Source organism: Aeromonas sp. LsrichE-8G, assembly GCF_022869435.1.
Lineage (GTDB): Bacteria > Pseudomonadota > Gammaproteobacteria > Enterobacterales > Aeromonadaceae > Aeromonas > Aeromonas caviae.
This window is the reverse complement of the sequence record NZ_JALIHH010000046.1, coordinates 38,805-63,991: the sequence shown is the minus strand read 5'-3', so window position 1 is coordinate 63,991 and position 25,187 is coordinate 38,805. Positions and strand designations below refer to the sequence as shown.

Annotated in this window: 26 protein-coding genes; 2 read left to right on the top strand and 24 right to left on the bottom strand. The window is 61.3% G+C overall.

Translation table 11 applies throughout. From position 1 onward, the window contains the following. Positions 1-2: 2 nt before the first annotated feature. From hisS to MUW49_RS09700, 17 genes are all read right to left on the bottom strand, one after another. A complete protein-coding gene (gene hisS, locus MUW49_RS09780) occupies positions 3-1,280 on the bottom strand; it encodes a histidine--tRNA ligase (RefSeq protein ID WP_039038721.1) in 1,278 nt (425 codons plus the stop codon). Positions 1,281-1,418: 138 nt separating this feature from the next. After that, positions 1,419-2,549, bottom strand: a complete 1,131-nt coding sequence (gene ispG, locus MUW49_RS09775; RefSeq protein ID WP_010675049.1) for a flavodoxin-dependent (E)-4-hydroxy-3-methylbut-2-enyl-diphosphate synthase — start codon at positions 2,547-2,549, stop codon at positions 1,419-1,421. 10 nt (positions 2,550-2,559) lie between these two features. Beyond that, positions 2,560-3,480, bottom strand: coding sequence for a RodZ domain-containing protein (locus MUW49_RS09770; RefSeq protein WP_041213013.1), 921 nt, complete (start codon positions 3,478-3,480; stop codon positions 2,560-2,562). After that, complete coding sequence (tapF, locus tag MUW49_RS09765) at positions 3,470-4,261, bottom strand: PilW family type IVa pilus biogenesis/stability lipoprotein TapF (protein ID WP_244812663.1); 792 nt, start codon at positions 4,259-4,261, stop codon at positions 3,470-3,472. Before tapF ends, MUW49_RS09770 begins: the two co-directional genes overlap by 11 nt. A gap of 11 nt (positions 4,262-4,272) precedes the next feature. Continuing rightward, positions 4,273-5,376, bottom strand: coding sequence for a bifunctional tRNA (adenosine(37)-C2)-methyltransferase TrmG/ribosomal RNA large subunit methyltransferase RlmN (locus MUW49_RS09760; RefSeq protein ID WP_039038724.1), 1,104 nt, complete (start codon positions 5,374-5,376; stop codon positions 4,273-4,275). Between the two features lie 167 nt (positions 5,377-5,543). Beyond that, positions 5,544-5,972, bottom strand: a complete 429-nt coding sequence (ndk, locus tag MUW49_RS09755) for a nucleoside-diphosphate kinase (protein ID WP_045524435.1) — start codon at positions 5,970-5,972, stop codon at positions 5,544-5,546. A gap of 277 nt (positions 5,973-6,249) precedes the next feature. Beyond that, on the bottom strand, positions 6,250-7,533 hold the full coding sequence (gene pepB, locus MUW49_RS09750) for an aminopeptidase PepB (protein WP_039038726.1): 1,284 nt from the start codon (positions 7,531-7,533) through the stop codon (positions 6,250-6,252). Continuing rightward, on the bottom strand, positions 7,530-8,831 hold the full coding sequence (gene pepB / locus MUW49_RS09745) for an aminopeptidase PepB (RefSeq protein ID WP_219603704.1): 1,302 nt from the start codon (positions 8,829-8,831) through the stop codon (positions 7,530-7,532). The genes pepB (MUW49_RS09750) and pepB (MUW49_RS09745) overlap by 4 nt, the downstream gene beginning before the upstream one ends. A gap of 157 nt (positions 8,832-8,988) precedes the next feature. Further along, a complete protein-coding gene (gene fdx, locus MUW49_RS09740; RefSeq protein WP_005299781.1) occupies positions 8,989-9,327 on the bottom strand; it encodes an ISC system 2Fe-2S type ferredoxin in 339 nt (112 codons plus the stop codon). A 1-nt stretch (position 9,328) separates the two neighbouring features. Next, positions 9,329-11,176, bottom strand: coding sequence for a Fe-S protein assembly chaperone HscA (gene hscA, locus MUW49_RS09735; protein ID WP_244812662.1), 1,848 nt, complete (start codon positions 11,174-11,176; stop codon positions 9,329-9,331). A 28-nt stretch (positions 11,177-11,204) separates the two neighbouring features. After that, a complete protein-coding gene (gene hscB, locus MUW49_RS09730) occupies positions 11,205-11,723 on the bottom strand; it encodes a co-chaperone HscB (protein ID WP_010675057.1) in 519 nt (172 codons plus the stop codon). A 190-nt stretch (positions 11,724-11,913) separates the two neighbouring features. Beyond that, a complete protein-coding gene (iscA, locus tag MUW49_RS09725; RefSeq protein WP_244812661.1) occupies positions 11,914-12,237 on the bottom strand; it encodes an iron-sulfur cluster assembly protein IscA in 324 nt (107 codons plus the stop codon). Between the two features lie 15 nt (positions 12,238-12,252). Continuing rightward, entirely contained in the window at positions 12,253-12,636 is a 384-nt protein-coding gene (iscU, locus tag MUW49_RS09720) for a Fe-S cluster assembly scaffold IscU (protein ID WP_010675059.1), read from the bottom strand. 54 nt (positions 12,637-12,690) lie between these two features. Beyond that, positions 12,691-13,905 carry an IscS subfamily cysteine desulfurase gene (locus MUW49_RS09715; protein WP_244812660.1) on the bottom strand — a complete coding sequence of 405 codons (1,215 nt, stop codon included), beginning with the start codon at positions 13,903-13,905 and terminating at the stop codon, positions 12,691-12,693. Between the two features lie 52 nt (positions 13,906-13,957). Next, a complete protein-coding gene (gene iscR / locus MUW49_RS09710; RefSeq protein ID WP_025327241.1) occupies positions 13,958-14,461 on the bottom strand; it encodes a Fe-S cluster assembly transcriptional regulator IscR in 504 nt (167 codons plus the stop codon). Between the two features lie 94 nt (positions 14,462-14,555). Beyond that, entirely contained in the window at positions 14,556-15,290 is a 735-nt protein-coding gene (trmJ, locus tag MUW49_RS09705; RefSeq protein ID WP_041215017.1) for a tRNA (cytosine(32)/uridine(32)-2'-O)-methyltransferase TrmJ, read from the bottom strand. 190 nt (positions 15,291-15,480) lie between these two features. Then, on the bottom strand, positions 15,481-15,996 hold the full coding sequence (locus MUW49_RS09700; protein ID WP_244812659.1) for an SCP2 domain-containing protein: 516 nt from the start codon (positions 15,994-15,996) through the stop codon (positions 15,481-15,483). A 190-nt stretch (positions 15,997-16,186) separates the two neighbouring features. Here MUW49_RS09700 and MUW49_RS09695 point away from each other — a divergent pair, with 190 nt between their 5' ends. Beyond that, positions 16,187-17,182 (top strand): peptidase U32 family protein, encoded by a 996-nt coding sequence (locus MUW49_RS09695; RefSeq protein WP_201354234.1) that lies wholly within the window; start codon positions 16,187-16,189, stop codon positions 17,180-17,182. A gap of 12 nt (positions 17,183-17,194) precedes the next feature. Continuing rightward, the gene (locus MUW49_RS09690; RefSeq protein ID WP_244812658.1) at positions 17,195-18,067 is read left to right on the top strand and encodes a U32 family peptidase; all 873 of its coding nucleotides are present in this window, start codon (positions 17,195-17,197) and stop codon (positions 18,065-18,067) included. Between the two features lie 75 nt (positions 18,068-18,142). Here the strand turns inward: MUW49_RS09690 and nlpI are convergent, their stop codons facing one another. From nlpI to queA, 7 genes are all read right to left on the bottom strand, one after another. Continuing rightward, a complete protein-coding gene (gene nlpI, locus MUW49_RS09685; protein ID WP_280520777.1) occupies positions 18,143-19,075 on the bottom strand; it encodes a lipoprotein NlpI in 933 nt (310 codons plus the stop codon). Positions 19,076-19,165: 90 nt separating this feature from the next. Continuing rightward, positions 19,166-19,534: a rhodanese-like domain-containing protein gene (locus tag MUW49_RS09680; RefSeq protein WP_010675067.1), complete on the bottom strand. Its 369-nt coding sequence runs from the start codon at positions 19,532-19,534 to the stop codon at positions 19,166-19,168. 100 nt (positions 19,535-19,634) lie between these two features. Continuing rightward, the gene (gene secF, locus MUW49_RS09675) at positions 19,635-20,582 is read right to left on the bottom strand and encodes a protein translocase subunit SecF (RefSeq protein ID WP_244812657.1); all 948 of its coding nucleotides are present in this window, start codon (positions 20,580-20,582) and stop codon (positions 19,635-19,637) included. A gap of 9 nt (positions 20,583-20,591) precedes the next feature. Further along, positions 20,592-22,445, bottom strand: a complete 1,854-nt coding sequence (gene secD / locus MUW49_RS09670; protein ID WP_029314697.1) for a protein translocase subunit SecD — start codon at positions 22,443-22,445, stop codon at positions 20,592-20,594. 18 nt (positions 22,446-22,463) lie between these two features. After that, complete coding sequence (gene yajC / locus MUW49_RS09665) at positions 22,464-22,799, bottom strand: preprotein translocase subunit YajC (protein WP_010675070.1); 336 nt, start codon at positions 22,797-22,799, stop codon at positions 22,464-22,466. Positions 22,800-22,849: 50 nt separating this feature from the next. Continuing rightward, positions 22,850-23,986, bottom strand: a complete 1,137-nt coding sequence (gene tgt / locus MUW49_RS09660) for a tRNA guanosine(34) transglycosylase Tgt (RefSeq protein WP_010675071.1) — start codon at positions 23,984-23,986, stop codon at positions 22,850-22,852. 118 nt (positions 23,987-24,104) lie between these two features. Continuing rightward, the gene (queA, locus tag MUW49_RS09655) at positions 24,105-25,172 is read right to left on the bottom strand and encodes a tRNA preQ1(34) S-adenosylmethionine ribosyltransferase-isomerase QueA (protein WP_244812656.1); all 1,068 of its coding nucleotides are present in this window, start codon (positions 25,170-25,172) and stop codon (positions 24,105-24,107) included. Positions 25,173-25,187: the final 15 nt, after the last annotated feature.

Here is a 25,187-nt window from a genome sequence, read left to right as displayed (position 1 = left end):
GCTTACTCTCCTTTCGCTGCCAGCAGGGCGATGGCGGCATCGACCGAGACGGTCTGTTGCTCGGCCTGGCCACGCAGATATTTGATGGTGATCTCCCCGCTTTGCACCTCGGTCTCCCCAAGGATCAGGGCAATGGCCGCGCCGCTCTTGTCGGCACGCTTGAGTTGTTTCTTGAAGTTGCCGCCGCCGCAGTGGCTCATGAGGCGCAAGTCCGGCAGGGCATCGCGCAGGCGCTCGGCCAGGGCAAAGCCAGCCTGCTCGGTCCCCTCACCCACCATGCAGAGATAGACATCCACCGCGGGGCGGATGTCAGCATTGAGTTCGAGGGTTTCAAGCATCAGCACCAGACGCTCCATCCCCATGGCAAACCCGACCGCTGGCGTCGGCTGGCCACCGAGCTGCTCCACCAGGCCGTCGTAGCGACCACCGGCACAGACGGTGCCCTGGGCCCCCAGGCTGTTGGTCACCCACTCGAACACGGTCAGGTTGTAGTAGTCGAGGCCGCGCACCAGACGCTCGTTCACCTCGAACTGGATGCCGGCCGCCGTGAGCAGGCGCTTGAGCCCTTCGAAGTGAGCCAGGCTCTCTTCGCCCAGGTGGTCGAACAGACGGGGGGCACCCGCCAGGATGGCCTGCACTTTTTCGTCCTTGGAGTCGAGCACCCGCAGGGGGTTGCTGTACATGCGGCGCTGGCTCTCTTCGTCCAACTCGCTCTTGTACTGTTCCAGATAGGCGACCAGGGCATCGCGATAGGCGGCACGTTCGCTGCTCTGACCGAGGGTGTTGAGCTGCAGGGTCACGTGATCGCTGATGCCGAACAGACGCCACAGGCGGTGGGTCAGCATGATGAGCTCGGCATCGATGTCCGGCCCGTTGATGCCGAACAGCTCGACCCCGAACTGGTGGAACTGGCGATAACGGCCTTTCTGGGGACGCTCGTGACGGAACATGGGGCCCATGTACCACATCCGGCGTTCCTGGTTGTACAGCAGACCGTGCTCGATGCCGGCACGGACGCAACTGGCGGTCCCTTCCGGACGCAGGCTCAGGCTGTCGCCGTTGCGGTCTTCAAAGGTGTACATCTCTTTTTCGACCACGTCGGTCACTTCACCGATGGCACGCTTGAACAGATGGGTCTGCTCGACGATGGGCATGCGCACTTCGCTGTAGCCATAGCTGGCCACGACCTGGCGCAGGATCTGTTCTACTTTCTGCCATACCGGGCTCTGCTCCGGCAGGCAATCATTCATACCGCGAATAGCTTGGATCTGTTTTGCCACGTTGATACTCGAGAAAAAGAGGTAAAATTTGGCCGCATTATAGGGATTTTCGACCCCGAGGTAAAATCGGGTGCCCGGATGCGGGATGTAAAATCAACAACCTAAAGCCGGGGCCACCCCAGGTGGCCCCGTCATGGTTCAACCTTTGTCCACCTGGATCTGGTTGGCCGGATCCAGCATGGCGGCCCGGGCACGGATGCGACGCTCCAGGGTCGGGATCAAATCCTTGTTGTCGAGCCGGTCGACCCGCTGGCCCCCCTCGTAGAAGGCACTCTTGTTGGCGGCGCCCGCAAGGCCGAGATCGGAGACCAGCGCCTCCCCCGGACCGTTCACCACACAGCCGATGATGGAGACATCCATCGGGGTGATGATGTCTTCGAGCCGCTCTTCCAGGGCGTTGACAGTGCCGATGACGTCGAACTCCTGACGGGAGCAGGAGGGACAGGCGATGAAGTTGATGCCGCGGGAGCGGATGCGCAGGGACTTGAGGATGTCGAAGCCCACCTTCACCTCTTCCACCGGATCGGCGGCCAGAGAGATGCGCAGGGTGTCGCCAATCCCTTCGCTCAGCAACATGCCAAGGCCGATGGCGGACTTGACCGCGCCGGCGCGAAAACCGCCCGCTTCCGTGATGCCCAGATGCAGGGGTTGATCGATCTGCTTTGCCAGCAGGCGATAGGCTCCGACCGCCAGGAAGACATCGGACGCCTTGACACTCACCTTGAAGTTCTGGAAGTCGAGGCGATCCAGGTAATCCACGTGGCGCATGGCGGACTCCAGCAGCGCCTCCGGGGTCGGCTCGCCGTATTTCTCCTGGAGATCACGCTCAAGGGAACCGCCGTTGACGCCGATCCGGATGGGGATGTTGTAGTGACGGGCGCAATCCACCACCGCACGCACCCGCTCTTCGTTGCCGATGTTGCCCGGGTTGATGCGCAGGCAGTCGGCCCCGTACTCGGCCACTTTGAGGGCGATGCGGTAGTCGAAGTGGATGTCGGCCACGATGGGGATGCGGGTCTGCTGCTTGATGAGCTTGAACGCTTCCGCCGCCTCCATGGTGGGGACGGAGACCCGGACGATGTCGGCGCCGACCCGCTCGATCCGCTGGATCTGCTCGACGGTAGCGGCCACGTCCGTGGTCTTGGTGTTGGTCATGGTCTGTACCGTGATGGGGGCATCGCCCCCAACCGGCACGTTGCCGACCATGATCTGTCTGGATTTGCGACGAACGATGGGTGATTCGTGTGCGGGCTTTTCGTGAACAGACATGGCGGACTGATTACTCCTGCGGCAGTGAGAAGCGGGCAGTCCGGCCGTTGTTGTAACGGCTCATGTCGAAGGACTTGCCCTGATATTCGAGATTGACCGCCATGGGCGCGCCAATGATGAATCTGAGTGGCTCGGGTCCTTCCAGTACCAGTTCGTCGTTCGCCTTCTTCAGACCGCTGAACAGGGTCTTGCCGTTGGCATCCTTGACGTCCAGCCAGCAATCGGCGGTGAAGCTCATCTTGAGCTGGGGCGCCTTGGCGGGCTCGGTGGTCGTGCTCTCGGCAGTCGAGACCGCACCGGAAACGTCCGTCGGGACGGCTGCGCTGGCATCCGTAGCGACCACAGGCAGGGTCGCGGTGGCACCGCTCACCACAACCTGGGTGGACACGGCATCGGACGCTGCGGGCAGCACCGGCTCGGCGACCTCCACGGCGGGGGCAACATTCGCTTCCGGCGTATTGACGGTCGCGCTCATCTCGGTCGCCGCCAAGGCGTCGTCACCGGCAGAGCGGCGCGCCGTGCTCTGCCACCACCAGGCGACGGAGAGCCCGATCAGCACCAGGATCACCAGCCAGGTCACCACCTTGAGCCGGCTGTCATTGGCCTGCTGGCGGGAGCGACGGGAGAAGCTCTGCATGTCGATATTGTCGGGGGGAGTCAGTCCCAGCTTTTCGTAGGCGGCGAGGATGGTCTCCTCGGGGATGCCCACGAGCTTGGCATAGGCCCGCAGATAGCCACGAATGAAGGTATGGGACGTGTGCTTGTCATAGGTATCCGCTTCGATGGCGGCGATCAGGGTCAGACGAAGGTGAATGCGGGACGCAACCTGTTCCCGGGTCCAGCCGAGCTGTTCACGGGCGTTGCGCAGCAGCTGGCCTGGGCCCGCTGCCTGGGAGTCGTCTTGGAAATCGTGTGGCTGTTCAGTAGTCATTGGCTAAGTAACGCTTGGCTTGTTGCGAAGTGGGATATTGCCTTACCAGCTCAGTCCCGAATTGGTGAAGTAATGCCGGTTTGTCCATGGCCTGGGCCAGCCGCAGCCGGAGCCAGAGGCTCTCCTCGTTCTCCTCTGCCACATCGGCAAAGCGCGCGAGGTAAGACTGGACATCAGGAAGCTTGCCATCTTTCATGGAAAGCTCGGCCATGTCCAGCAATAACCTAGGATTGCGGGGATTATACCCCAAGGCCAGACGATAATACTCGCCAGCCTTGTCATTTCTGTGATTTTGCATCGAGCAGAGCGCCGCATTCTCGTAGGTATCGGCGATCTTCACGTAATCGGGCTGGCTGACGGCCTGCAAGAACGCCTTTTCCGCTTCGTCGAAGCGGCCACGGTTGCAGAGGAAGGCGCCATAGTTGTTCATCGCGTCAGCATTGGACGGATCCATGGCCAGCGCTTTCTTGTAGCTCGCCTCGGCGGCCTTGAAATCCGACACCTGCTGGTAGAAATTGGCAAAACCGATGTAGACCTGAGGATTGTTGGGATCGTACTGAAGGGCGCGGTCGAGATTGAATTTGGCCTGCTCGGCATTGCCCTGGCGCAGATACTGGATACCCAGATCGAGACGAGTCTGGGCGGCGGCCTTGAGGTCGGGGCCCACTTCACGCTGGGTCGAATTCTGGCCAGCGTAAGTGGTCTCTGTGACACAGCCTGGCAGCGCACAGAGCGCTGCCACTACGATCAATGTACGGATATCCATTTCCTGTCTATACAATGGCTTAGGAGTTAAACCATTTTGACGGAAATCCCATCCTGTTGCATCCGATTTTTCATGGTGCGCTTGGTGCGGTCGATCACCTCTCCCACCAGCTGCCCACAGGCGGCGTCGATGTCGTCACCACGGGTCTTGCGCACGATGACGGTCAGGCCGTATTCCATCAACACCTTGGAGAAACGGTCGATACGGCTGTTGCTCGGCTTGCCAAACGGGTTGCCCGGGAAGGGGTTGAACGGGATCAGGTTGATCTTGCAAGGAGTTTCCTTGAGAACCTTGGCCAGCTCATGGGCATGCTGCATGTCGTCGTTGATGTGATCGAGCAGCACATACTCCACGGTCACCCGGCCGCCGTTGGCGTTGGACTTGGCCAGATAGCGGCGTACCCCGGCAAGGAAGGACTCGATGTTGTACTTGTCGTTGATCGGCATGATCTCGGAGCGAAGCGCATCGTTCGGCGCATGCAGAGAGATGGCCAGGGCCACGTCGATCTGGTCGCCCAGCATGTCCAGCGCCGGCACCACACCGGAGGTGGAGAGAGTGACGCGGCGCTTGGAGATGCTGAAGCCGAAGTCATCCATCATCAGCTTCATGGCAGGTACCACGTTGGCGAGGTTGAGCAGCGGCTCACCCATGCCCATCATCACCACGTTGGTGATGGGGCGCTTGCCACCCACCACTTTGGCGGCACGCCATACCTGACCGATGATCTCGGAGACTTTCAGGTTGCGGTTGAACCCTTGCTGGGCGGTGGAGCAGAAGGTGCACGCCAGGGCGCAGCCCACCTGGGAGGAGACGCACAGGGTCGCGCGGTCCGCTTCCGGAATGTAGACGGTCTCCACCTCCTGATCGCCCACCTGCAGCGCCCATTTGATGGTGCCATCGGCGGAGCGCTGTTCACGGCTGATCTCGGGGGCACGGATCTCGGCAATGGCCTTGAGCCGCTCGCGCAGCGCCTTGTTGACGTTGCTCATCTGATCGAAATCATCACAACCGAAGTGATAGATCCACTTCATTATCTGGTCTGCCCGGAACGGCTTCTCGCCCAACTCGACGAAGAAGGCACGCATGGCATCCCGGTCGAGATCCAGCAGGTTGGTTTTTGTTTCGCTCATCAGGGGCCTCAGCTCACACACTTCATAAATTATCGGCTGACCTACGTCAGGGGGCGGCATTGTACAAATAATGGGTCTAGCTTTCCACCTGGAGAATAAGTGGATATTGGTAGGATGACCAAAAAACAAAAGGGAGCCGAAGCTCCCTTGTTCACCAGCAGACAACATCAGCCGCGCGGGCAGATCTCGTCGTCGGAGAAGAAGTAGGCGATTTCACGGGCGGCAGAGGCCGGGGCATCGGAGCCGTGGACGGCGTTGCGATCGATGCTCTCGGCGTAGCAGGCGCGCAGGGTGCCGGCCAGGGCCTCTTTCGGGTTGGTGGCGCCCATGATTTCACGGTGACGACGGATGGCGTCTTCACCTTCCAGCACCTGTACCATGACGGGGCCAGAGGTCATGAAGCCGACCAGACCATCATAAAACGGCTTGCCCTGGTGCTCGGCGTAGAAACCGGCGGCCTGTTCGCTGGTCAGGTGCAGCATCTTGGCGGCGATGACTTTCAGGCCGGCGCTTTCGAAGCGGCTGTAAATGGCACCAATCAGGTTCTTGCTGACCGCATCCGGCTTGACGATGGAGAAGGTACGTTCGATAGCCATTGAGTTCTTTCCTTAACTACAGAGTTTTATTGTAGGAATCCATGTTCGGCGGCGATTATACGTAAACAAAAAACGAAATAACACACAAAAAATCAACTTTTTGTTAAACAAAAGAATCCTTGAAACAACATGGTGACTCATCTTGTGCCAGGACAGAGAGAAAAAATGTGCGCTTGCGCACGATCGGCATGCTAATGCCTCAAAACCGTATCAATTGCTCAGCAAAGCAGCACTGGAAAGGGCACCCTGAGGTGCCCTTGTGATGCCGTTCACTGACTCAGCGCGTCTCCGCCATCAGGGTATGGGCGATGGTGCGCATCCCCAGGGTATTGGCCCCGGGCGCCCACAGACTGTCACCGTTCTCGCTGAAACAGGCGGCGAGATCGACATGCAGCCAGCCTCTTCCCTCATCAGGGACAAAGCGGGAGAGGAAGCCTGCCGCATTGGAGGCCCCCCCCGGTCCGCCGCCCGGCACGGGGCGGCTGTTGGCGGTGTCGGCATAGTGGGACGGGCACTGCTGGCGATGCCAGGGCTCCAGCGGCAGCGGCCATGCTGGCTCCTGCTCCGCATCCGAATAGGCCATGGCGCGGCTCACCAGCCCCTTGTCCAGTCCAAACAGGGCGTTGTAACGCCCCCCCAGCGCCATCACGGCCGCCCCGGTGAGGGTGGCAGCGTCGATGATGAGCGGCGCACCAGACTCGCCGGCCAGTTGCAAGCCGTCGGCCAGGATCAGACGCCCTTCGGCGTCGGTGTTGACCACCTCCACCGTGGTGCCGTTCTTGTAGGTGAGGATGTCACCCAGCTTGTAGGCATGGCCGGATACCAGGTTCTCGGCGCAGCAGAGGATGAGCTTCACCCGCTTGTCGAGGCCACGCAGAATAGCCAGCGCCAGCGCGCCGGTGACGATGGCGGCGCCGCCCATGTCGTGTTTCATGGTCAGCATGCCCTGGGAGGTCTTCATGGAGTAGCCGCCGGAATCGAAGGTGATCCCCTTGCCCACCAGGGCGGCCGCTACCGGCGCCTTGGGATCCTTGCCCGGATTGAAATCCAGCTCCAGCATCACGGGCTCGCGGTCACTGCCACGACCCACTTGATAGAGACCGACCCAGCCCGCCTGTTGCAGCGCCTCTCCCTTGAGGATGCGATGGCTGATCCGGTCCGGTGCCAGCTCGGTGAGGAAGGCGGCGGCTTCGACCGCCAGCTCCAGCGGCCCCAACTGCTCCGGGGTGGCGTTGGTCATCTCCCGCACCCAGCGCCCGCACAGCCAGCGCGCCTCCAGCTCCTCCCTGTCCTCCTCGGACGAAGTGGCCCACTGCAACCCCACTTCCGCCTTGGGCGTCTGCAGCCCCTGGGCAAAGGCCCACTGCTGCTCCCGCTCCCAGTGGCCAGCCAGGACCACCTGCTGGATCCCCTGGCTGCACAGGCGCCGCGCCGCCTGCTGGATATCCAGCAAGGGAGTGGCGCTCACCAGATGGATCACCATGCCGTCGGCACGGTGGGAGAGCAGTGCCCCCTCCCCCCACTCGGCCGGTGCAAACTCTCGGCTCAACCAGACGTTCATGCGCACACCTCCTGCAGCCAGCGGGCAATCGTGCGAAGACCATGGCCCTTGGCCCCGGTCGCCCAGAGATCATTGCCCGACTTCTGATAGGAAGCGGCCAGGTCCAGGTGCACCCAGCCCTTGCCTTCGTCACGGACGAAGCGCGACAGGAACGCCGCTGCCGTGGTGGCGCCGGCAGTGCCTTCGGCGGATGCCACATTGCCCAGCTCGGCAAAGGCCGAGGTGAGCTGGCCTGCGTGCCAGGGTTCGAGCGGCAGCGGCCAGGCCTTCTCGTTTTCGGCGTTGGCGGCAGCCAGCGCGCGCACCTGCTCCGCCTCATCGAGAGCAAACACGGCGTTGTAGTCGCGGCCCAGCGCGGTCTTGGCGGCGCCGGTCAGGGTGGCAGCGTCGAGGATGTAGGCAGCCCCGCTTTCGCTGGCGGCCAGCAGGCCGTCTGCCAGCACCAGGCGACCTTCCGCGTCGGTATTCTGGATCTCGACCGAGATGCCGTTGCGATAAGTGAGGATGTCGCCGAGCTTGAAGGCGTGGCCGGAGACCAGGTTCTCGGCGCAGCAGAGGATGAGCTTGACCCGCTTGTTCAGGCCACGGCTGATGGCCAGCGCCAGGGCGCCGGTCACCATGGCGGCGCCGCCCATGTCGGACTTCATCGGCAGCATGTTGTCGGAGGACTTCATGGAGTAGCCGCCGGAATCAAAAGTGATCCCCTTGCCCACCAGCGCCGCGACCACGGGGGCGTTGGCATCCCCGGTCGGGTTGTAGTCGAGCTCCAGCAGCACCGGCTCGCGCTCGCTGCCACGGCCCACCGACCAGATCCCGATATGACCCGATTCACGCAAGGCTTCGCCAGCGGTGATGCGGGCGGTCACCTTGTCACCGCCGAGGCTGCGAATGAGCAGCAGAGCGGACTCCGCCAGACTCATGGGGTAGATGGCTTCCGGGCAGCCGTTGGTCACCTCGCGCACCCAGTGGGTCGCCTTGAGCAAGGCGGCGAGTTCGGCCGCTTCCTGCTCACTCTGCTCGCCGAAGTCGAGCTCGCGAACCCCCTTGGCGGCATAGAAGCCCTGGGCAAAGGCGTAACGACGCTCCCCATTCCACCCCTCGCCCACCAGCTTGATGCGCTTGATGCCGCTCGACTCGAGGCGTCTGGCCCCCCGCTGGATGGCGCGCAGCGCCTCCTTCTCCTGGCCAGCGGCCAGATGGAGATGAGCCTCATCCCCGTTGAAACTGAGCAGGGCACCCTCGCCCCAGTGGGCGGCGGCAGCCTGGGACGACAACCTTACGTTCATCATGTCAGCCATGTTCTCTTGCTTCCTTTTTATTGGCACTTTCATCAACGAATAGGGAAATCACGGGCGCAAAAAAGGCCGCTCCCTCAAGGGTCACGGCCTTCACCATATCATTACTGCACCATGAGATGCTGCACGCGCAATTCACTCATGTGTAATTAAGGGGTCATCAGTGGCGCTCGGACGCCAGATTCAGGGTGTACTTGGGCAGTTCCACCACCAGATCCTCGTCCGCCAGTCTGGCCTGGCAGCTGAGACGGGATTCCGGCTCCAGCCCCCACGCCTTGTCCAGCATGTCGTCTTCCAGCTCGTCGCTCGGCTCGAGGGAGTCGAACCCTTCCCGCACCACGCAGTGGCAGGTAGTACAAGCACAGGACTTCTCGCAAGCGTGCTCGATCTCGATGCCATTGCGCAGCGCGATATCCAGAATGGTTTCACCGGTCGCACCTTCGAGGGCCGCGCCGTCCGGACAGAGCTCGGGATGGGGCAGAATAATCAGTTTTGGCATATCACACCTTGTTGACGTTTTGTCCGGTCAGCACCTTGCGGATGGAGGCATCCATCCGGCGGGCTGCAAATTCGCCACTGGCAGCATCCGCCGCCTCGATGGCCTCTTTGATCTGGTTGGTGGTGCCCGTGCTGCGCATGGTCAGCAGATGGGCGATGGCGGCATCCAGCTCGGCCCGCTCGGCGGGGCTCAATAAAGCCTCGCCATCGGCGGCCAGGGCGGCGTTGAGGCTCTCGACCACCCGGTCGGCCTCGACCTGCTGCTCCGCCAGCATGCGGGCGTCCATGTCCTGCTGGGCATTGGCGATGGAAGCGCTCAGCATGTTGAGGATGTCATCTTCCCCCAGCCCGTAGGAGGGCTTGACCTGGATCTCGGCCTGCACGCCGGAGGATTTCTCCATGGCGCTGACCGACAGCAAACCATCCGCATCCACCTGGAAGGTGACGCGAATGTGGGCGGCGCCGGCCGCCATGGGCGGAATGCCGGTCAGGGTGAAGCGGGCCAGGGAGCGGCAATCCGCCACCAGCTCGCGCTCCCCCTGCACCACGTGGATGGCCATCGCGGTCTGGCCATCCTTGAAGGTAGTGAACTCCTGGGCGCGGGCCACCGGAATGGTGGTATTGCGCGGGATCACCTTCTCGGCAAGGCCGCCCATGGTCTCTAACCCTAAGGAAAGCGGGATGACGTCCAGCAGCAGCATCTCGGCATCAGGCTTGTTGCCCACCAGGATGTCGGCCTGGATGGCGGCACCGATGGCCACCACCTTGTCAGGGTCGATGCTGGTCAAGGGGGTGCGGCCGAAGAACTCGCCCACCCGCTCGCGCACCAGCGGCACCCGGGTCGAGCCGCCGACCATCACCACTTCCAGCACCTCTTCCTGCTCGAGACCCGCATCGCGCAGGGCGCGCCGACAGGCCTGCAGGGTGCGCTTGACCAGGGGCTGGATCAATTCGTCAAACTGGCTGCGGGTGACGGTACCCTGCCAGCCGGCAAAGGTGCAGGCAACGGCATCTGCATCGGTGAGGCCGTGCTTGATGCTGGCCGCCGCATCCAGCAACGCGCGCTGGGTACGGGCATCGAGCTGACCGGACAACCCGGCTTGCTCTTTGAGCCAGTCCGCCAGCAGATGGTCGAAATCGTCACCACCGAGTGCCGAGTCGCCGCCGGTGGCCATCACCTCAAACACCCCGCGATGCAGGCGCAGGATGGAGATATCGAAGGTTCCGCCACCCAGGTCATAGACGGCTATCACCCCTTCCTGACCGGAGTCGAGGCCATAGGCGATGGCGGCCGCCGTGGGTTCGTTGAGCAACCGCAGAACGTGCAGGCCGGCCAGTCTTGCCGCGTCCTTGGTGCCCTGACGCTGGGCATCGTCAAAATAGGCGGGCACCGTGATGACCACGCCGTCGAGGTCTCCCCCGAGGGAGGCGGCACCGCGCTCGGCCAGTTTTTTCAGGATCTCGGCCGAGACCTGCACCGGGTTGACCAGCCCCTGGCGGGTCTGCAACTGGGGCATGCCCGTCTCGGTAGCCACGAACTCGTAAGGCTGCTGAGGGGTATCGATATCAGCCAGCGCCTTGCCCATCATCCGTTTGACCGAGACGATGGTGTTGTGGGGATCGAGGGCCGCCTCACGCTTGGCATCGAAGCCAACCCGGATGGTATCGGCCTGGTAATGCACGACGGAGGGCAGCAGATCACGCCCCTGCTCGTCACAGAGGGTGTCGGCCTGGCCGCTGCGCACGGCGGCGACCAGGGAGTTGGTGGTGCCAAGATCGATGCCGACGGCACGTTTATGCTGGTGAGGTGCGGCGCTCTGGCCTGGCTCGGCAATTTGCAGTAATGCCATGGGTAATCACAATTCCTGCGTTAGAGGGTCAAGACTCGAACAGCGAGTCTTCGAATCGTTCCAGCTCCTCGAGGAGCTTGTCGACAAATTTGAGCTTGCGAACGCAATCCGCCGCCTGCAGATCCTCACCCCTGGTGAGAGAGTCGGTCAGCCGTTGCATCAACGCCTGGTGATCATGCCTGATCTCCTGGCGAAAATCCTTGATGGCCCCCTCAGGGTCGGCGTCGCCCTTGAGATCAGCCAGCCGCTCTCGCCACTCCAGCTGTTGCATCAGAAAGGCAGGATCTTGTAGTGTCTGCTGCTCGCCGCGAATATCGGTGCCCCGCAAGGAGAGCAGATACTCGGCTCGGCGCAAGGGGGCCTTGAGGGTGGTAAAGGCATCGTTGATCTGGGCAGCACGCTGCACGGCAGCAAGCTGCTCCCGCTCGGGGGCAGTCGCAAAACGATCGGGATGGAACTGGGTCTGCAGCTGACGATAGGTGTCAGCCAGTTGGCGAGTATCGAGCTCGAAGCCCTCAGCCAGCCCGAACAGCTCGAAATGATTCATCCTTCGTCCTCAGACAATAGCGCTGGGAGTGCAACCACACTCGTCTTGAACTTGAAAGCAGTGGCATGGACTGGCGTCCACACCACTGTGTTGATGAGCAAGGTGTTGATCACAAGAGACTCGCCGCAACAGGGCTCACCCTTGGGGCTGCGAGGCGTTGCAAACATGGGCGATCTGTCAATCGAACCACTTACACGCTGAAGCTTTCGCCACAACCACATTCGCCCTTGGCATTCGGGTTGTTGAACTGGAAGCCCTCGTTGAGGCCTTCCTTCACGAAGTCCAGCTCGGTGCCATCCAGGTGGATCAGGCTCTTGGCATCCACGATGATCTTGACGCCTTTCTGCTCGAACACCTGATCATCGGCAGCCAGCTCATCCACGAACTCGAGCACATAGGCAAGGCCAGAACAGCCGGTCGTCTTGACGCCGAGGCGCAGGCCGATGCCCTTGCCCCGGTTGATCATGAAGGAGGAAACCCGCGCCGCTGCGGCATCTGTCATGGTTATGGCCATACTGCTCTCCGGACCTTAAAGACCTTTCTTCTGCTTGTAATCGGCGATGGCGGCCTTGATGGCATCCTCCGCCAGAATGGAGCAGTGGATCTTCACCGGCGGCAGCGCCAGCTCTTCGGCGATGTCGGTGTTCTTGATACCGGCCGCTTCGTCCAGGGTCTTGCCCTTGACCCACTCGGTCACCAGGGAGCTGGAGGCGATGGCGGAACCACAGCCGTAGGTCTTGAACTTGGCATCTTCGATGATGCCATCGTCGCTGATCTTCAGTTGCAGCTTCATGACGTCACCACAGGCCGGTGCACCGACCATGCCGGTGGCGACGCTGGGATCGTTCTTGTCAAAACCACCGACGTTGCGGGGATTCTCGTAGTGGTCGATTACTTTTTCACTGTAAGCCATATCTAACTCCTGCTAATTCCGTTGTTCACCAGATCCTTGCCATGCTGGCAAGGATCAGTGATGTGCCCATTCGACCGTGTTCAGATCGACGCCATCCTTGAACATCTCCCACAGGGGGGACATCTCGCGCAGACGACCGATGGAGTCGCAGATGAGCTTGATTGCGTAGTCGATCTCTTCTTCGGTGGTGAAGCGACCGATGCTGAAACGGATGGAGCTGTGTGCCAGCTCGTCGTTCAGACCCAGGGCGCGCAGCACGTAGGAAGGTTCCAGGCTGGCCGAGGTACAGGCAGAACCGGAAGAGACCGCCAGATCCTTCAGTGCCATGATGAGGGACTCCCCTTCCACATAGGCGAAGCTGACGTTCAGGTTACCCGGTACACGCTGATCCAGATCCCCGTTGATATAGACTTCTTCGATGTTCTTGATGCCATCCCACAGACGCTGGCGCAGGGCCATGATGTGCTGGCTCTCGCTCGCCATCTCTACCTTGGCGATGCGGAAGGCTTCCCCCATGCCGACGATCTGGTGGGTTGCCAGGGTACCGGAGCGCATGCCGCGCTCGTGGCCACCGCCGTGCATCTGGGCTTCCAGACGAACACGGGGCTTGCGGCGCACATACAGGGCGCCAATGCCTTTCGGGCCGTATACCTTGTGGGCGGACATGGAGAGCAGATCAACCTTGAGCGCTTCCACGTCGACCGGGATCTTGCCCACGCTCTGGACGGCGTCCACGTGCAGCAGGATCTTGCGGGAACGGCACAGCTCGCCGATGGCAGCGATGTCTTGCACCACCCCGATCTCGTTGTTGGCGTGCATGATGCTGACCAGGATGGTGTCATCACGCAGGGCGCCTTCGATCTGCTCAAGGGTGAACAGGCCGTTGGGCATGGGCTCGAGGTAGGTCACCTCATAGCCTTCACGCTCCAGTTGGCGGCAGGTATCCAGCACGGCTTTGTGCTCGGTCTTGGAGGTGACGATGTGCTTGCCCTTGCCGGCGTAGAAATGGGCGACGCCCTTGATGGCCAGGTTGTTTGACTCGGTCGCACCGGAGGTAAAGACGATCTCGCGCGGATCCGCGCCGATCAGCTCTGCCACTTGATTACGGGCCAGATCCACCGCCTCTTCGGCCTGCCAGCCGAAACGGTGGGAACGGGAGGCTGGGTTGCCGAACAGGCCGTCCATGGTGAGGCACTGCATCATTTTTTCTGCGACACGCGGGTCCACCGGACAGGTTGCCGAATAATCAAGGTAAATAGGCAGTTTCATCTTTTTCTCCGTTACGACGGGGTCACACAGCGACTCGTCGTGGAAAGCACGTTTATAGTTGGACTTTCAAGCTCACATCACCGCGTTCGGCCCGATCAACCAGGGACAACACGGTCTTCATTTGTTCATCTTGCTTGCCGGCGATACGGCGCACATCGGCCTGACCAACCAGCTCGGCCAGGGTGATATCCCCCAGGAAACTGGAGATGCGTTCGCTCAGATCCCGCCACAAGGAGTGGGTCAGGCACTGGGTACCACCGTGGCAGCCCCCTTTGCCGAGGCACTTGGTCGCATCGACCGATTCATCGACCGCGGTGATCACCTGACCGACCGAGATCTCGCCAGGGGCCAGACCGAGGCGATAGCCGCCACCGGGGCCACGTACGCTGCTCACCAGACCATGCTTGCGCAGACGGGCAAACAGTTGTTCCAGATAGGACAAGGAGATGCCCTGGCGCTCTGAAATATCAGCCAGGGGCACGGGCCCCTGCTCTGCATGCAACGCCACGTCGAGCATGGCTGTCACCGCGTAACGTCCTTTTGAGGTCAGTCTCATATGCCTTACCGTCTTGCGAACCAATCAATATGTGGCATATGGTCACATACCCGACTAAATCAGTCAAGTATATGCTTGAGTAAATCAGTCGGGATTAATCCTGTGCCCTGGACTTCTGGACAGAGGTGAGAATGCCCCGCAGGATGTTCAACTCCACCGCTTCGGGTCTGGCCCGATTGAATAGACGACGCAGTTTGCTCATCACATGGCCTGGATGGTCATCGGCAATGAATCCCGTCTTTTGCAGCGTCTGCTCCAGATGCTGATAAAACCCTTCCAGTTGCTGGGCGCTGGGGTACTCGACCCGCTCATCCTCCGGGGCCGAATGCTCCTGGTTCTGTACTTCCAGCCAGCGCATCCGCACCTCGTAACAAAGGGTCTGCACTGCCATGGCCAGATTGAGGGAGCTGTATTCTGGATTGGCGGGAATGGCCACATGGAAGTGGCATTTTTGCAGTTCGTCATTGGTGAGGCCGGTACGTTCACGGCCAAACACCAGCGCGACCGGGTGCTCCATGCCCTCGGCAACCAGCTTCTCGCCCGCTTCACGGGGATCCAGCATGGGCCAGCTCAAGGTGCGGGAACGGGCACTGGTGCCGATGACCAGACCACAGTCGGCAATGGCTTCATCCAGGGTCGGCACGATACGGGCGCGAGCCAGGATATCGCTGGCCCCCGCCGCCAGGGCGACGGCCTCCTCATCCGGCTGGGCCTGGGGATCGACCAGCACCAGTTGAGTCAGCCCCATGGTCTTCATGGCCCGCGCCGCGGATCCCATGTTGCCGGTGTGAGAGGTGTTTACCAACACGATACGAATCTGATCCAACATGCCCAGTCAATCTTCAGTCAAAAATGGCGCGCAATTGTAACATAACCAATCGCTATTTTGGCACCGCTTCCGACCAGGCATTTCTGCACAAACAGGCAGATGATACATCCCCACCCTGCGTGGTCACGCTGACAGTGGGGTACTGCGGCTCAAGTTCACCTGTTCCGCAGCACTCGGGCAAGAAAACGGCTCAGCTCATTGTCGCGGCAGTGGGCACGTGCGTCTCGCGGGCCCGCTCGATGAAGGTGGCAAGATCCAGCAAGGGATAACGTACCAGGCTTGGCAAACCGTCCAGATCCAGGCTGTCCATCAGGTTTTTCACCTCCAGCCCCAGCTCGGTGTTCCCTTCAATCTTCAGCTTGCGCTGGAAGAAGAGAGAGTCGGGGTCTTCCTTGCGTCCGGCAATCAGGATGAGGTCGTTGGTGGTGCCGCTGAAACAGACATCGGCCTGCTCGCAGTGACGAGCCACCACCAGCTTGCCATCCTGCTCGCTGATGAACCAGCAGAGCTCCAGATCCGAGACTTCGACCTTGAGCCACTTGCCCGCCAGAAATTCAAAGTCGCCATCTGCGATGGCCTCTTTGAACACGCTGGCCAGCAGGCGCGCCATCAGGCTCTGCTGCAAGGAAAATGGCACCAGTTTGAGGGGATGGCGCAGAATGCGGGGAGCCTGTTCGACCAGGCGACGTTGCAGTTGTTGAAACACGATAAACTCCCAGTTTTTTGCGCATTCAAGCACAGGGCCGCAGCCATGATCCTGTTGGAAATCAAACTTGTGCCCACTTACCTCAAGAAGGGTAAAGCCACCTAAAGCTGCCTCAGGTCAAAAAGCGGGAGGGCAAGCATGAATACAATCGGGCCACTTTTGCATTTTTTGCCCTCTCGGAGCGTACCCGATGGAATTACTCTGTCCGGCAGGCAGTTTGCCGGCACTGAAAACAGCCGTGGATAACGGGGCCGATGCGGTCTATATCGGCTTCAAGGATGACACCAACGCCCGCCATTTCGCCGGGCTCAACTTCACCGACAGCAAGCTGGAGAAAGCGGTCGACTATGTGCACCAGCATGGCCGCAAACTCCACATCGCCATCAACACCTTCGCCCACCCGGGCTCCGATGCCCGCTGGCAGCAGGCGGTGGACAAGGGAGCCGCACTGGGGGCCGATGCCCTGATCATCGCCGACCTCGCCGTGCTCGACTATGCCAGCCGCCGCTACCCGGATCTGGAGCTGCACGTCTCGGTGCAGGCCAGCGCCACCAACGCCGCCGCCATCCGTTTCTACCAGCAGCACTTCAATGTCGGTCGGGTGGTGTTGCCCCGCGTCCTCTCCATGCATCAGGTGAGACAGCTGGCCCGCGAGACCGACGTCGGCCTCGAGGTGTTCGCCTTCGGCAGCCTCTGCATCATGGCGGAGGGACGCTGCTACCTCTCCTCCTACATGACAGGCGAGAGCCCCAATACCGTCGGAGCCTGCTCACCGGCCAAGTTCGTGCGCTGGGAGGAGACCCCGAGCGGCCTTGAGTCTCGCCTCAACGAGGTGCTGATCGACCGCTACGGCCCGGGGGAAAACGCCGGCTACCCGACCCTGTGCAAGGGCCGCTTCAAGGTGGATGGCCAGACCTACCACGCGCTGGAGGAGCCCACCAGCCTCAACACCCTTGGCCTCTTGCCCGAGCTGTTCCAGACCGGGATCCAGTCGGTCAAGATCGAGGGGCGCCAACGCAGCCCCGCCTACGTGGAGCAGGTCACCCGGGTCTGGCGCGCCGCCATCGACGCCTATCAGGCCAACCCTGAGGCCTATCAGGTCAAGGCCGAGTGGGATGCCCAGCTCGCCCGCGTCTCCGAGGGGAGCCAGACCACCCTCGGTGCCTACCATCGCCAGTGGCAATAAGGAGCCCTGTTCATGAAATTCTCTCTCGGCCCCCTGCTCTTCTACTGGCCCAAGGCCGACACCCAGGCCTTCTATCAGGCGGCCGCCGCCAGCCAGGCCGACATCATCTATCTGGGGGAAACCGTCTGCAGCAAGCGGCGCGAACTGAAAGCGGATGACTGGATTGCCCTCGCCCGTCAGGTGGCGGGCTCCGGCAAGCAGGCGGTACTCTCCACGCTGGCGCTGATCTCTGCCTCCTCCGAGCTCAAGGAGGTAAAGCGGCTGGTCGACAACGGCGAGCTGATGATCGAGGCCAACGATCTGGGGGCGGTCCAGCTCGCCAGTGAAGCCGGGCTGCCGTTCGTCTGCGGCCCCGCCATCAACGCCTACAATGCCGACGTGCTGCGCATGCTGCTCAAACAGGGAATGCAGCGCTGGGTGATGCCGGTGGAGCTCTCCCGCGACTGGCTGATGCAGCTCAATCAGGATCTGGGCAGGGAGCGCCAGCAGTTCGAGGTGGAGGTGTTCGCCTATGGTCATCTGCCGCTCGCCTACTCGGCACGCTGCTTCACCGCCCGCTCCCTCGACCGACCCAAGGACAACTGCGAACTGGCCTGCATCCACTACCCCATCGGCCGGCTTGCCAGCAGCCGCGAGGGGCAGAAGGTGTTCAACCTCAACGGCATCCAGACTCAGTCCGGTTACTGCTACAACCTGGGCAACGAGCTCAAGGGGATGGAGGGGCTGGTGGATGTGGTGCGCCTCTCTCCCGAAGGCATGGAGACCCTGACGATGCTGGAGCGCTTCAAGGCCAACGAACAGGGGATGGCCCCCCTGCCCCTGCTGCAGGAACGGGACTGCAACGGTTACTGGCGCCAGATCCCCGGCATGAGCCTGGTGGAGTAGCGGCACACCCCGTGTCACCAGACAGCAAAAAGGCCTCGTCAAGAGGCCTTTTTCATGGGGTTCAAACCCGTTTCGTCACGCTTTGCCGCTCTTGCCCTGGGCTCCGGGTGGCTGGGGCTTGCGCGCCATCAGTTCCAGCTCCAGCAAGGCATAGCGATGCTCGATGAAGTCATAGACGTTGTTGGCCAGCGCCAGCTTGAAGTAGCTGATGGCTTCCTTGCGGTTACCCTTGGCCAGCTCGAACTTGCCGAGGTAGAAGTAGGTCTCGCACAGGCGCTCGGCGAGCTCCCTGTTGTCCTTGACCCCTTTCACCACGTTGCTCATCAACTGGGTGGCATTGATGTCGCCCGTATAGAGGCGCACCAGATCCCAGTTCCAGGCGTCGTCGTCATATTTGTTGAGCCGCTCGCGCATCCGGCTCATGGCCGCCGGTCCGTTGAGCTTCTGCTCGGCCAGATAGAGCCAGATCACCCGATAAGGGTCTTCCGGTTGCGCCTCGTAGAAGCGCTTCATATCCGCCGCGGCAAGCTCGGGGCGATTGCCGTAATAGAGCGCGATTCCCCGGTTGAGATAGGCGTAGTCGTAATCCGGGGCGAGCTCCAGGGCGGAGTCGAACGCCTCATAGGCCTCGTCGTAGTTCTGCTGTTGAACCAGATAGACACCGATGAAGTTGTAGGCCTCGGCAAAATCCGGCTTCTCCCGCAGGGCGCGGTTGAAGTCGAGTCGCGCCAGGGAACGCAAGCCCACCCGGTCAAACACCACGGCACGCTCATAGAAGAGCTCTGCCCGCTGTTCGGTCGTCAATTCCATTTCACTGAGCATCTGCCCGAGTCGCGCCAACGCCAACTCGCTCTGGTAGGAGACCTGCAAGGGGGTCGCCAATACCAGTGAAGCGGGTTGCGGCTTGGGAACTTGAGGCGCTTTTACCTGACTGCTACTGCTGCAACCCCACAAGGGGAGCAACAACAGGATACCCGTGAGGTATCCAATCCCTATCCTGACGTTCAATGAACACTCCGACGCTTACGCTTGACCCCGCATATGGTAAAGATCACGGGGCCGTTTGTCATGTGGCGCAGCCCCTCTCCCTCAAATAAATCAGGATTCGACAGGGTATCCGGCATCGCTCCAGCCGCGAAAGCCTCCATCGACGCTGACGACCCGGGAATAACCCATCTTCTGCAGGTTATCCGCCACCAGGATGGAGCGAAATCCCCCACCACAATAGAGGTAGAGTTCGGTGTCGGGATCCGGATACCGGGTCTCGATGTCACGCTCTATCACCCCGCGCCCGAGATAGGTGGCCCCCGGCAGATGGCCCCTGGCCCACTCGCTCTCTTCGCGCACGTCGATCAGATGAAATGCTCGGCCCTCATCCTGCCAGCGCTTGATCTGGTGCACATCGGTTTCCTGCACCTGCGGGCGGATGACCTCTACCAGGGCCAGAAAACGGGGATTGTGTTGCATGGGCTTGCTCCTTGCTTTGGGTAATGGATGCTGGGTTGTGGGGAGCATCATGACTCACCCCGGCCACAAGAGAAAGGGCGCCTTGCGGCGCCCTTGTCTGTTACGGCAGGATCTCTTGCTGATCCGCGCCCTCTTTTTCCACCTGGGTCGGCAGCATGTGCTCCCGCTTGATCCCGAGGAACATGGCTGAGGCGCTCGCCACATAGATGGAGGAGTAGGTCCCGAAGGCCACCCCGATCACCATGGCGATGGAGAAACCGTGGATCAGAGGCCCGCCTTTGAGCAGCAGCGCCACCACCACCACGAAGGTCAACCCCGAGGTGATGATGGTCCGGCTCAGGGTCTCGGTCATGGAGAGATCCATGATCTCCGCGGTGTCCCCACGGCGTACCTTGCGGAAATTCTCCCGCACCCGGTCGAACACAACGATGGTGTCGTTCAGGGAGTACCCCACCAGCGTCATCAGCGCCGCCAGCACGGTCAGGTCGAACTCGTACTGGAAGTAGGCAAAGATGCCGAGGGTGATGATCACGTCGTGAGCCAGGGAGAGGATGCCCCCCGTGGCCAGACGCCACTCGAAGCGCACCGCCACGTAGATCAGGATACAGATGATGGAGGCCAGCATGGCCAGGGCACCGTCGGTGGCCAGTTCGTCACCCACGGAGGGACCGACGAACTCGACACGCTTGAGCACGGCGCTCTCGTCGACCAGCTTGGCGGCAGCCAGGACCTCGTTGCCCTGCTGCTCGACCTTGACGCCCTCTTGGGGGGACATGCGCACCAGCACATCACGGCTGGAGCCGAAGAACTGCAGGGTCGCCCCGTCAATCTTCTGCTGATCCAGCGCCTCGTGCATCTTGTCCAGGCTCACCGACTGCTGGAACCCCACCTCGATGGTGGTACCGCCGGTGAAGTCCAGCCCCCAGTTCAGGCCACGATCGTACAGAACGTAGAGGGCGAGCACCGTCACCAGAGCAGAGAGGACCATACCCAGCTTGGCGAAACGCATGAAGGGGATGGGCTTTTCAAAATGTAGAATTTGAAACATGTCTCTTCCTTAGATCGGCAGCTTGTCGATGCGCCGTCCACCCCAGGCCAGGTTGATGATGGCGCGGGATACCGTGATGGCAGTGAACATGGACGCCGTCAGGCCGATCCCGAGGGTCAGGGCGAAGCCCTTGATGGCACCGGTACCGATACCGAACAGGATCACGCAGGTGATGAGCGAGGTGATGTTGGAGTCGGCGATGGTGGAGAAGGCGCGGTCAAAGCCCAGGTGAATGGCTTGCTGCACCCCGCGACCATTGCGGATCTCTTCACGAATACGCTCGTAGATCAGCACGTTCGCATCCACCGCCATCCCCAGCGTCAACACGATACCGGCGATGCCCGGCAGGGTCATGGTGGCCCCCGGGATCATCGACATGATACCGACGATGAGCACCAGGTTCATGGTCAGCGCCAGATTGGCCACCCAGCCGAAGGCACGGTAGTAGATCCCCATGAAGAGCACGATAACCAGCATGGCCCAGCCGATGGCTTCCATCCCACTGTCGATGTTCTGCTGACCCAGGCTCGGGCCTATGGTGCGCTCTTCGACGATCTGGATGGGGGCAATCAGGGCACCGGCACGCAGCAGCAGCGCCAGGTTGTGGGCTTCGTTGGCGTTGTCGATCCCGGTGATGCGGAACTGGCTACCCAGGCGAGACTGGATGGTGGCGACGTTGATCACCTCCTCCTGCTTGCGGAACTTGCGCTTGCCGTCCGGACCAGGCTGACCCACCGGCTTGTACTCGATGAAGACGGTCGCCATGCCCTTGCCAACGTTGTCCTTGGTAAAGTTGGCCATCTTGTTACCACCCTGACCATCGAGCTTGATGTTGACCTGGGGACGGCTGTATTCATCGAAACCGGACTGGGCACCCACGATGTGGTCACCGGTCAGGATCACGCGCTTTTGCAGCACCACCGGACGACCGTTGCGATCGTTGTAGACCTTGGAGCTCGGCGGCACGCGGCCTGCGGCTGCGGCCTGGATATCGGCAGCCTCATCGACCATGTGGAACTCCAGGGTCGCGGTGGCCCCCAGGATCTCCTTGGCACGGGCGGTGTCCTGGATCCCCGGCAGCTCGACGATGATACGCTCGCCGCCCTGCTGCTGGACCAGCGGCTCGGCCACACCCAGTTCGTTCACCCGGTTGCGGATGATGGTGATGTTCTGCTCGAGGGCATACTTCTTCACCTCTTTGACCTTGGCTTCGCTCAGACTGGCCAGCAGGATGAAGTCATCCCCTTTCTGGTCTGTGGTGAAGACAAGATCCGCATTCTGGCGACGCAGGAAGGAGAGTGCCTTGGCCTGATCGGCCTCGTCACGGAAGACCACCTGCACCTGATCCCCGACCCGGCGTACACCGGAGTAGCGGATCTTCTGGGTGCGCAGTTCGGCGCGGAAATCCTGCACCATCTGTTCCTGCTGCTTGGCCAGCGCTTCGGCCATGTCCACTTCCATCAGGAAGTGCACACCGCCCCGCAGGTCAAGACCGAGCTTCAGGGGCGCCGCGCCGATGGCCTCGAGCCAGGCGGGGGTGGAGGGTGCCAAGTTGAGGGCGGTGATGAAATTGTCGCCCAGCTTGTTGGCCACGATGTCGCGCGCCTTGAGCTGGTCTTCGGTGTTGTTGAAACGGATCAGGATGAAGCCGTGCTCGAACGCCGCATGCTTGACCGGGATCTTCGCCTCGTCGAGGGTTTCCTTCACCTGATCGAGGGTTTCTAGTTTGACTTCGGCACCACGGCTGGCAGAGACCTGCAAGGCCGGGTCTTCGCCGTAAAGATTGGGGGCTGCATATAGAAAACCGATGGCGATCACGACGATCACCATCAGGTATTTCCACAGCGGATAGCGATTTAACACGCTGTGCTCCTCGGGAGATTAGAGGGACTGGATAGAACCCTTGGGCAGAACGGCAGAGACGAAGTCACGCTTGATGGTGACCTGGGTCTGATCGTTCAGGGCCAGCACAATGTAGTCGCTGTCGGCGGAAACCTTGGCGATCTTGCCGACCAGGCCACCGGAAGTGAGCACTTCGTCGCCCTTGGAGAGGGAGCTCATCAGATTGCGATGCTCCTTGGCACGCTTGGCCTGGGGACGGTAGATCATGAAGTAGAAGATGAGACCGAACACGGCCAGCATGATGATCATTTCCATGCCACCACCCTGTGCTGCCGGAGCCGCGCCTTCTGCATACGCCTTGGAGATAATGCTCATTTAACAACCTCTTATTGATGTAGATTTGAATACTAACTTATATGTCGTTGTTATTTCACGTCATTTTCAGCCAGTGGAGGCACAGGCTTCCCTTGCCGACGGTAAAACTCAGTTACAAAGTCGTCTAATTTACCCTGCTCGATCGCGTCCCGCAAACCCTGCATCACGCGCTGGTAATAACGCAGGTTGTGGATGGTATTCAGACGGGCACCGAGGATCTCGTTGCACTTGTCCAGATGGTACAGATAGCTGCGGGTGTAGTTCTTGCAGGTGTAGCAATCGCAGTCCGCATCCAGGGTGCTGGTGTCTTCCCGGTACTTGGCGTTGCGGATCTTGACCACCCCATCGGTGGTAAAGAGATGACCGTTGCGGGCGTTGCGGGTCGGCATCACGCAGTCGAACATATCGATACCGCGGCGCACCCCTTCCACCAGATCCTCCGGCTTGCCCACCCCCATCAGGTAGCGCGGCTTGTCGGCCGGAATTTTCGGGCAGACATGGTCAAGGATGCGATGCATGTCCTCTTTGGGCTCACCCACGGCGAGACCGCCGACCGCGTAACCGTCGAAGCCGATCTCAAGGAGACCGTCCAGCGACACATCCCGCAGCGGTTCGTAGACAGAACCCTGGATGATGCCGAACAGGGCGTTCTTGTTGCCGAGCGCATCGAACTTGTCACGGGAGCGCTTGGCCCAGCGCAGGGACATCTCCATGGACTTGCGCGCTTCTTCATAGGTGGCCGGGTACGGGGTGCACTCGTCGAAGATCATCACGATGTCGGAACCCAGATCGTACTGGATCTCCATGGACTTCTCGGGGTCGAGGAAGATCTTCTCGCCGTTGATGGGATGACGGAAGTGCACCCCCTCCTCGGTGATCTTGCGGATGTGCCCCAGACTGAACACCTGGAAACCACCGGAGTCGGTCAGGATCGGCCCCTGCCAGTTCATGAAGTCGTGCAGATCGCCGTGGGCGCGCATCACTTCCTGACCCGGGCGCAGCCAGAGGTGGAAGGTGTTGCCAAGCAGGATCTGGGCACCAGTCTCACGCACCTCTTCCGGTGTCATCCCCTTGACGGTGCCGTAGGTGCCGACCGGCATGAAGGCCGGGGTCTGGACCACGCCACGCTCGAACACCAGTTGACCGCGACGGGCACGCCCATCGGTGGTTTTCAATTCAAATTTCATTGCTACCTCTATTCAGTCAGAGAAACAGTCTGACAACAAAGGGCCCGAGGGGCCCGGTAATATGAAGCCGGCCGGCATACTGACAAGCAGAGCCTGAACGACTTCTGAAGGGCAAGGCTTAACCCTGCACCCGGCGACGGGTGACGAACATGGCGTCCCCGTAGCTGAAGAAACGGTACTGTCCCGCCACGGCGGCCTGATAGGCGGCCATCACGTTGTCATAGCCGGCAAAGGCGCTGACCAGCATGATCAGGGTGGATTCGGGCAGGTGGAAGTTGGTGATCATGGCATCGACCACCTGGAACTCGTAACCGGGGAAGATGAAGATGTCGGTGTCATTGAAGAAGGGCGCCAGCGGCTTGCCCTGGGCCAGGGTCGCCTTGGCTGCGCTCTCGAGGGATCGTACCGACGTGGTGCCCACCGCAACCACCCGACCGCCGCGGGCGCGGGTCGCCGCGATGGCATCCACCACCTCCTGGGGCACTTCGGCGTATTCCGAGTGCATGTGGTGCTCTTCAATCTTGTCGACGCGCACCGGCTGGAAGGTGCCCGCCCCCACGTGCAGGGTCACGAAGGCCATCTCCACGCCCTTGGCACGGATCTGCTCGAGCAGCGGCTCGTCGAAGTGCAGACCGGCGGTCGGCGCCGCCACGGCACCCGGCTTCTGGTTGTAGACGGTCTGGTAGCGCTCCTTGTCGGCATCCTCGTCGGGACGGTCGATATAGGGAGGCAGCGGCATGTGGCCGATGGCATCCAGAATGGTCAGCACAGGGCGCGGGTCCAGGAAGTGGATCTCGAACAGAGCGTCGTGGCGGGCACGCATCTCGGCCTCGACGGGCACACCGTCGGCACCGCCATCCAGAAGGAGACGGGTACCTGGCTTGGGGGACTTGGACGAGCGGACGTGCGCCAGCACGCTGTGCTCGTCCAGAATGCGCTCCACCAACACCTCCAGCTTGCCGCCGCTGGCCTTCTGGCCAAACATGCGGGCCGGAATGACCCGGGTATTGTTGAACACCAGCAGATCGCCGGGGTTGAGCTGGTCAAGCACATCGACAAAATGACCGTGGCGCAGGGCGCCGGTTTGACCATCGAGCTGCAGCAGGCGGCTGGCGGTACGCTCCGCCATGGGGTAGCGGGCAATCAGCTCGTCTGGCAGATCAAAATGAAAATCGGATACTTGCATCTTTCACCTCGGGGG

Coding starts and splice junctions, on each gene's coding strand:
- ispG (WP_010675049.1), bottom strand. CDS start 2,549: ATGTCTGTTCACGAAAAGCCCGCACACGAATCACCCATCGTTCGTCGC.
- MUW49_RS09770 (WP_041213013.1), bottom strand. CDS start 3,480: ATGACTACTGAACAGCCACACGATTTCCAAGACGACTCCCAGGCAGCG.
- MUW49_RS09760 (WP_039038724.1), bottom strand. CDS start 5,376: ATGAGCGAAACAAAAACCAACCTGCTGGATCTCGACCGGGATGCCATG.
- ndk (WP_045524435.1), bottom strand. CDS start 5,972: ATGGCTATCGAACGTACCTTCTCCATCGTCAAGCCGGATGCGGTCAGC.
- pepB (WP_039038726.1), bottom strand. CDS start 7,533: ATGAACGTCTGGTTGAGCCGAGAGTTTGCACCGGCCGAGTGGGGGGAG.
- pepB (WP_219603704.1), bottom strand. CDS start 8,831: ATGGCTGACATGATGAACGTAAGGTTGTCGTCCCAGGCTGCCGCCGCC.
- fdx (WP_005299781.1), bottom strand. CDS start 9,327: ATGCCAAAACTGATTATTCTGCCCCATCCCGAGCTCTGTCCGGACGGC.
- hscA (WP_244812662.1), bottom strand. CDS start 11,176: ATGGCATTACTGCAAATTGCCGAGCCAGGCCAGAGCGCCGCACCTCAC.
- hscB (WP_010675057.1), bottom strand. CDS start 11,723: ATGAATCATTTCGAGCTGTTCGGGCTGGCTGAGGGCTTCGAGCTCGAT.
- iscA (WP_244812661.1), bottom strand. CDS start 12,237: ATGGCCATAACCATGACAGATGCCGCAGCGGCGCGGGTTTCCTCCTTC.
- iscU (WP_010675059.1), bottom strand. CDS start 12,636: ATGGCTTACAGTGAAAAAGTAATCGACCACTACGAGAATCCCCGCAAC.
- MUW49_RS09715 (WP_244812660.1), bottom strand. CDS start 13,905: ATGAAACTGCCTATTTACCTTGATTATTCGGCAACCTGTCCGGTGGAC.
- iscR (WP_025327241.1), bottom strand. CDS start 14,461: ATGAGACTGACCTCAAAAGGACGTTACGCGGTGACAGCCATGCTCGAC.
- trmJ (WP_041215017.1), bottom strand. CDS start 15,290: ATGTTGGATCAGATTCGTATCGTGTTGGTAAACACCTCTCACACCGGC.
- MUW49_RS09695 (WP_201354234.1), top strand. CDS start 16,187: ATGGAATTACTCTGTCCGGCAGGCAGTTTGCCGGCACTGAAAACAGCC.
- MUW49_RS09690 (WP_244812658.1), top strand. CDS start 17,195: ATGAAATTCTCTCTCGGCCCCCTGCTCTTCTACTGGCCCAAGGCCGAC.
- MUW49_RS09680 (WP_010675067.1), bottom strand. CDS start 19,534: ATGCAACACAATCCCCGTTTTCTGGCCCTGGTAGAGGTCATCCGCCCG.
- secF (WP_244812657.1), bottom strand. CDS start 20,582: ATGTTTCAAATTCTACATTTTGAAAAGCCCATCCCCTTCATGCGTTTC.
- yajC (WP_010675070.1), bottom strand. CDS start 22,799: ATGAGCATTATCTCCAAGGCGTATGCAGAAGGCGCGGCTCCGGCAGCA.
- tgt (WP_010675071.1), bottom strand. CDS start 23,986: ATGAAATTTGAATTGAAAACCACCGATGGGCGTGCCCGTCGCGGTCAA.
- queA (WP_244812656.1), bottom strand. CDS start 25,172: ATGCAAGTATCCGATTTTCATTTTGATCTGCCAGACGAGCTGATTGCC.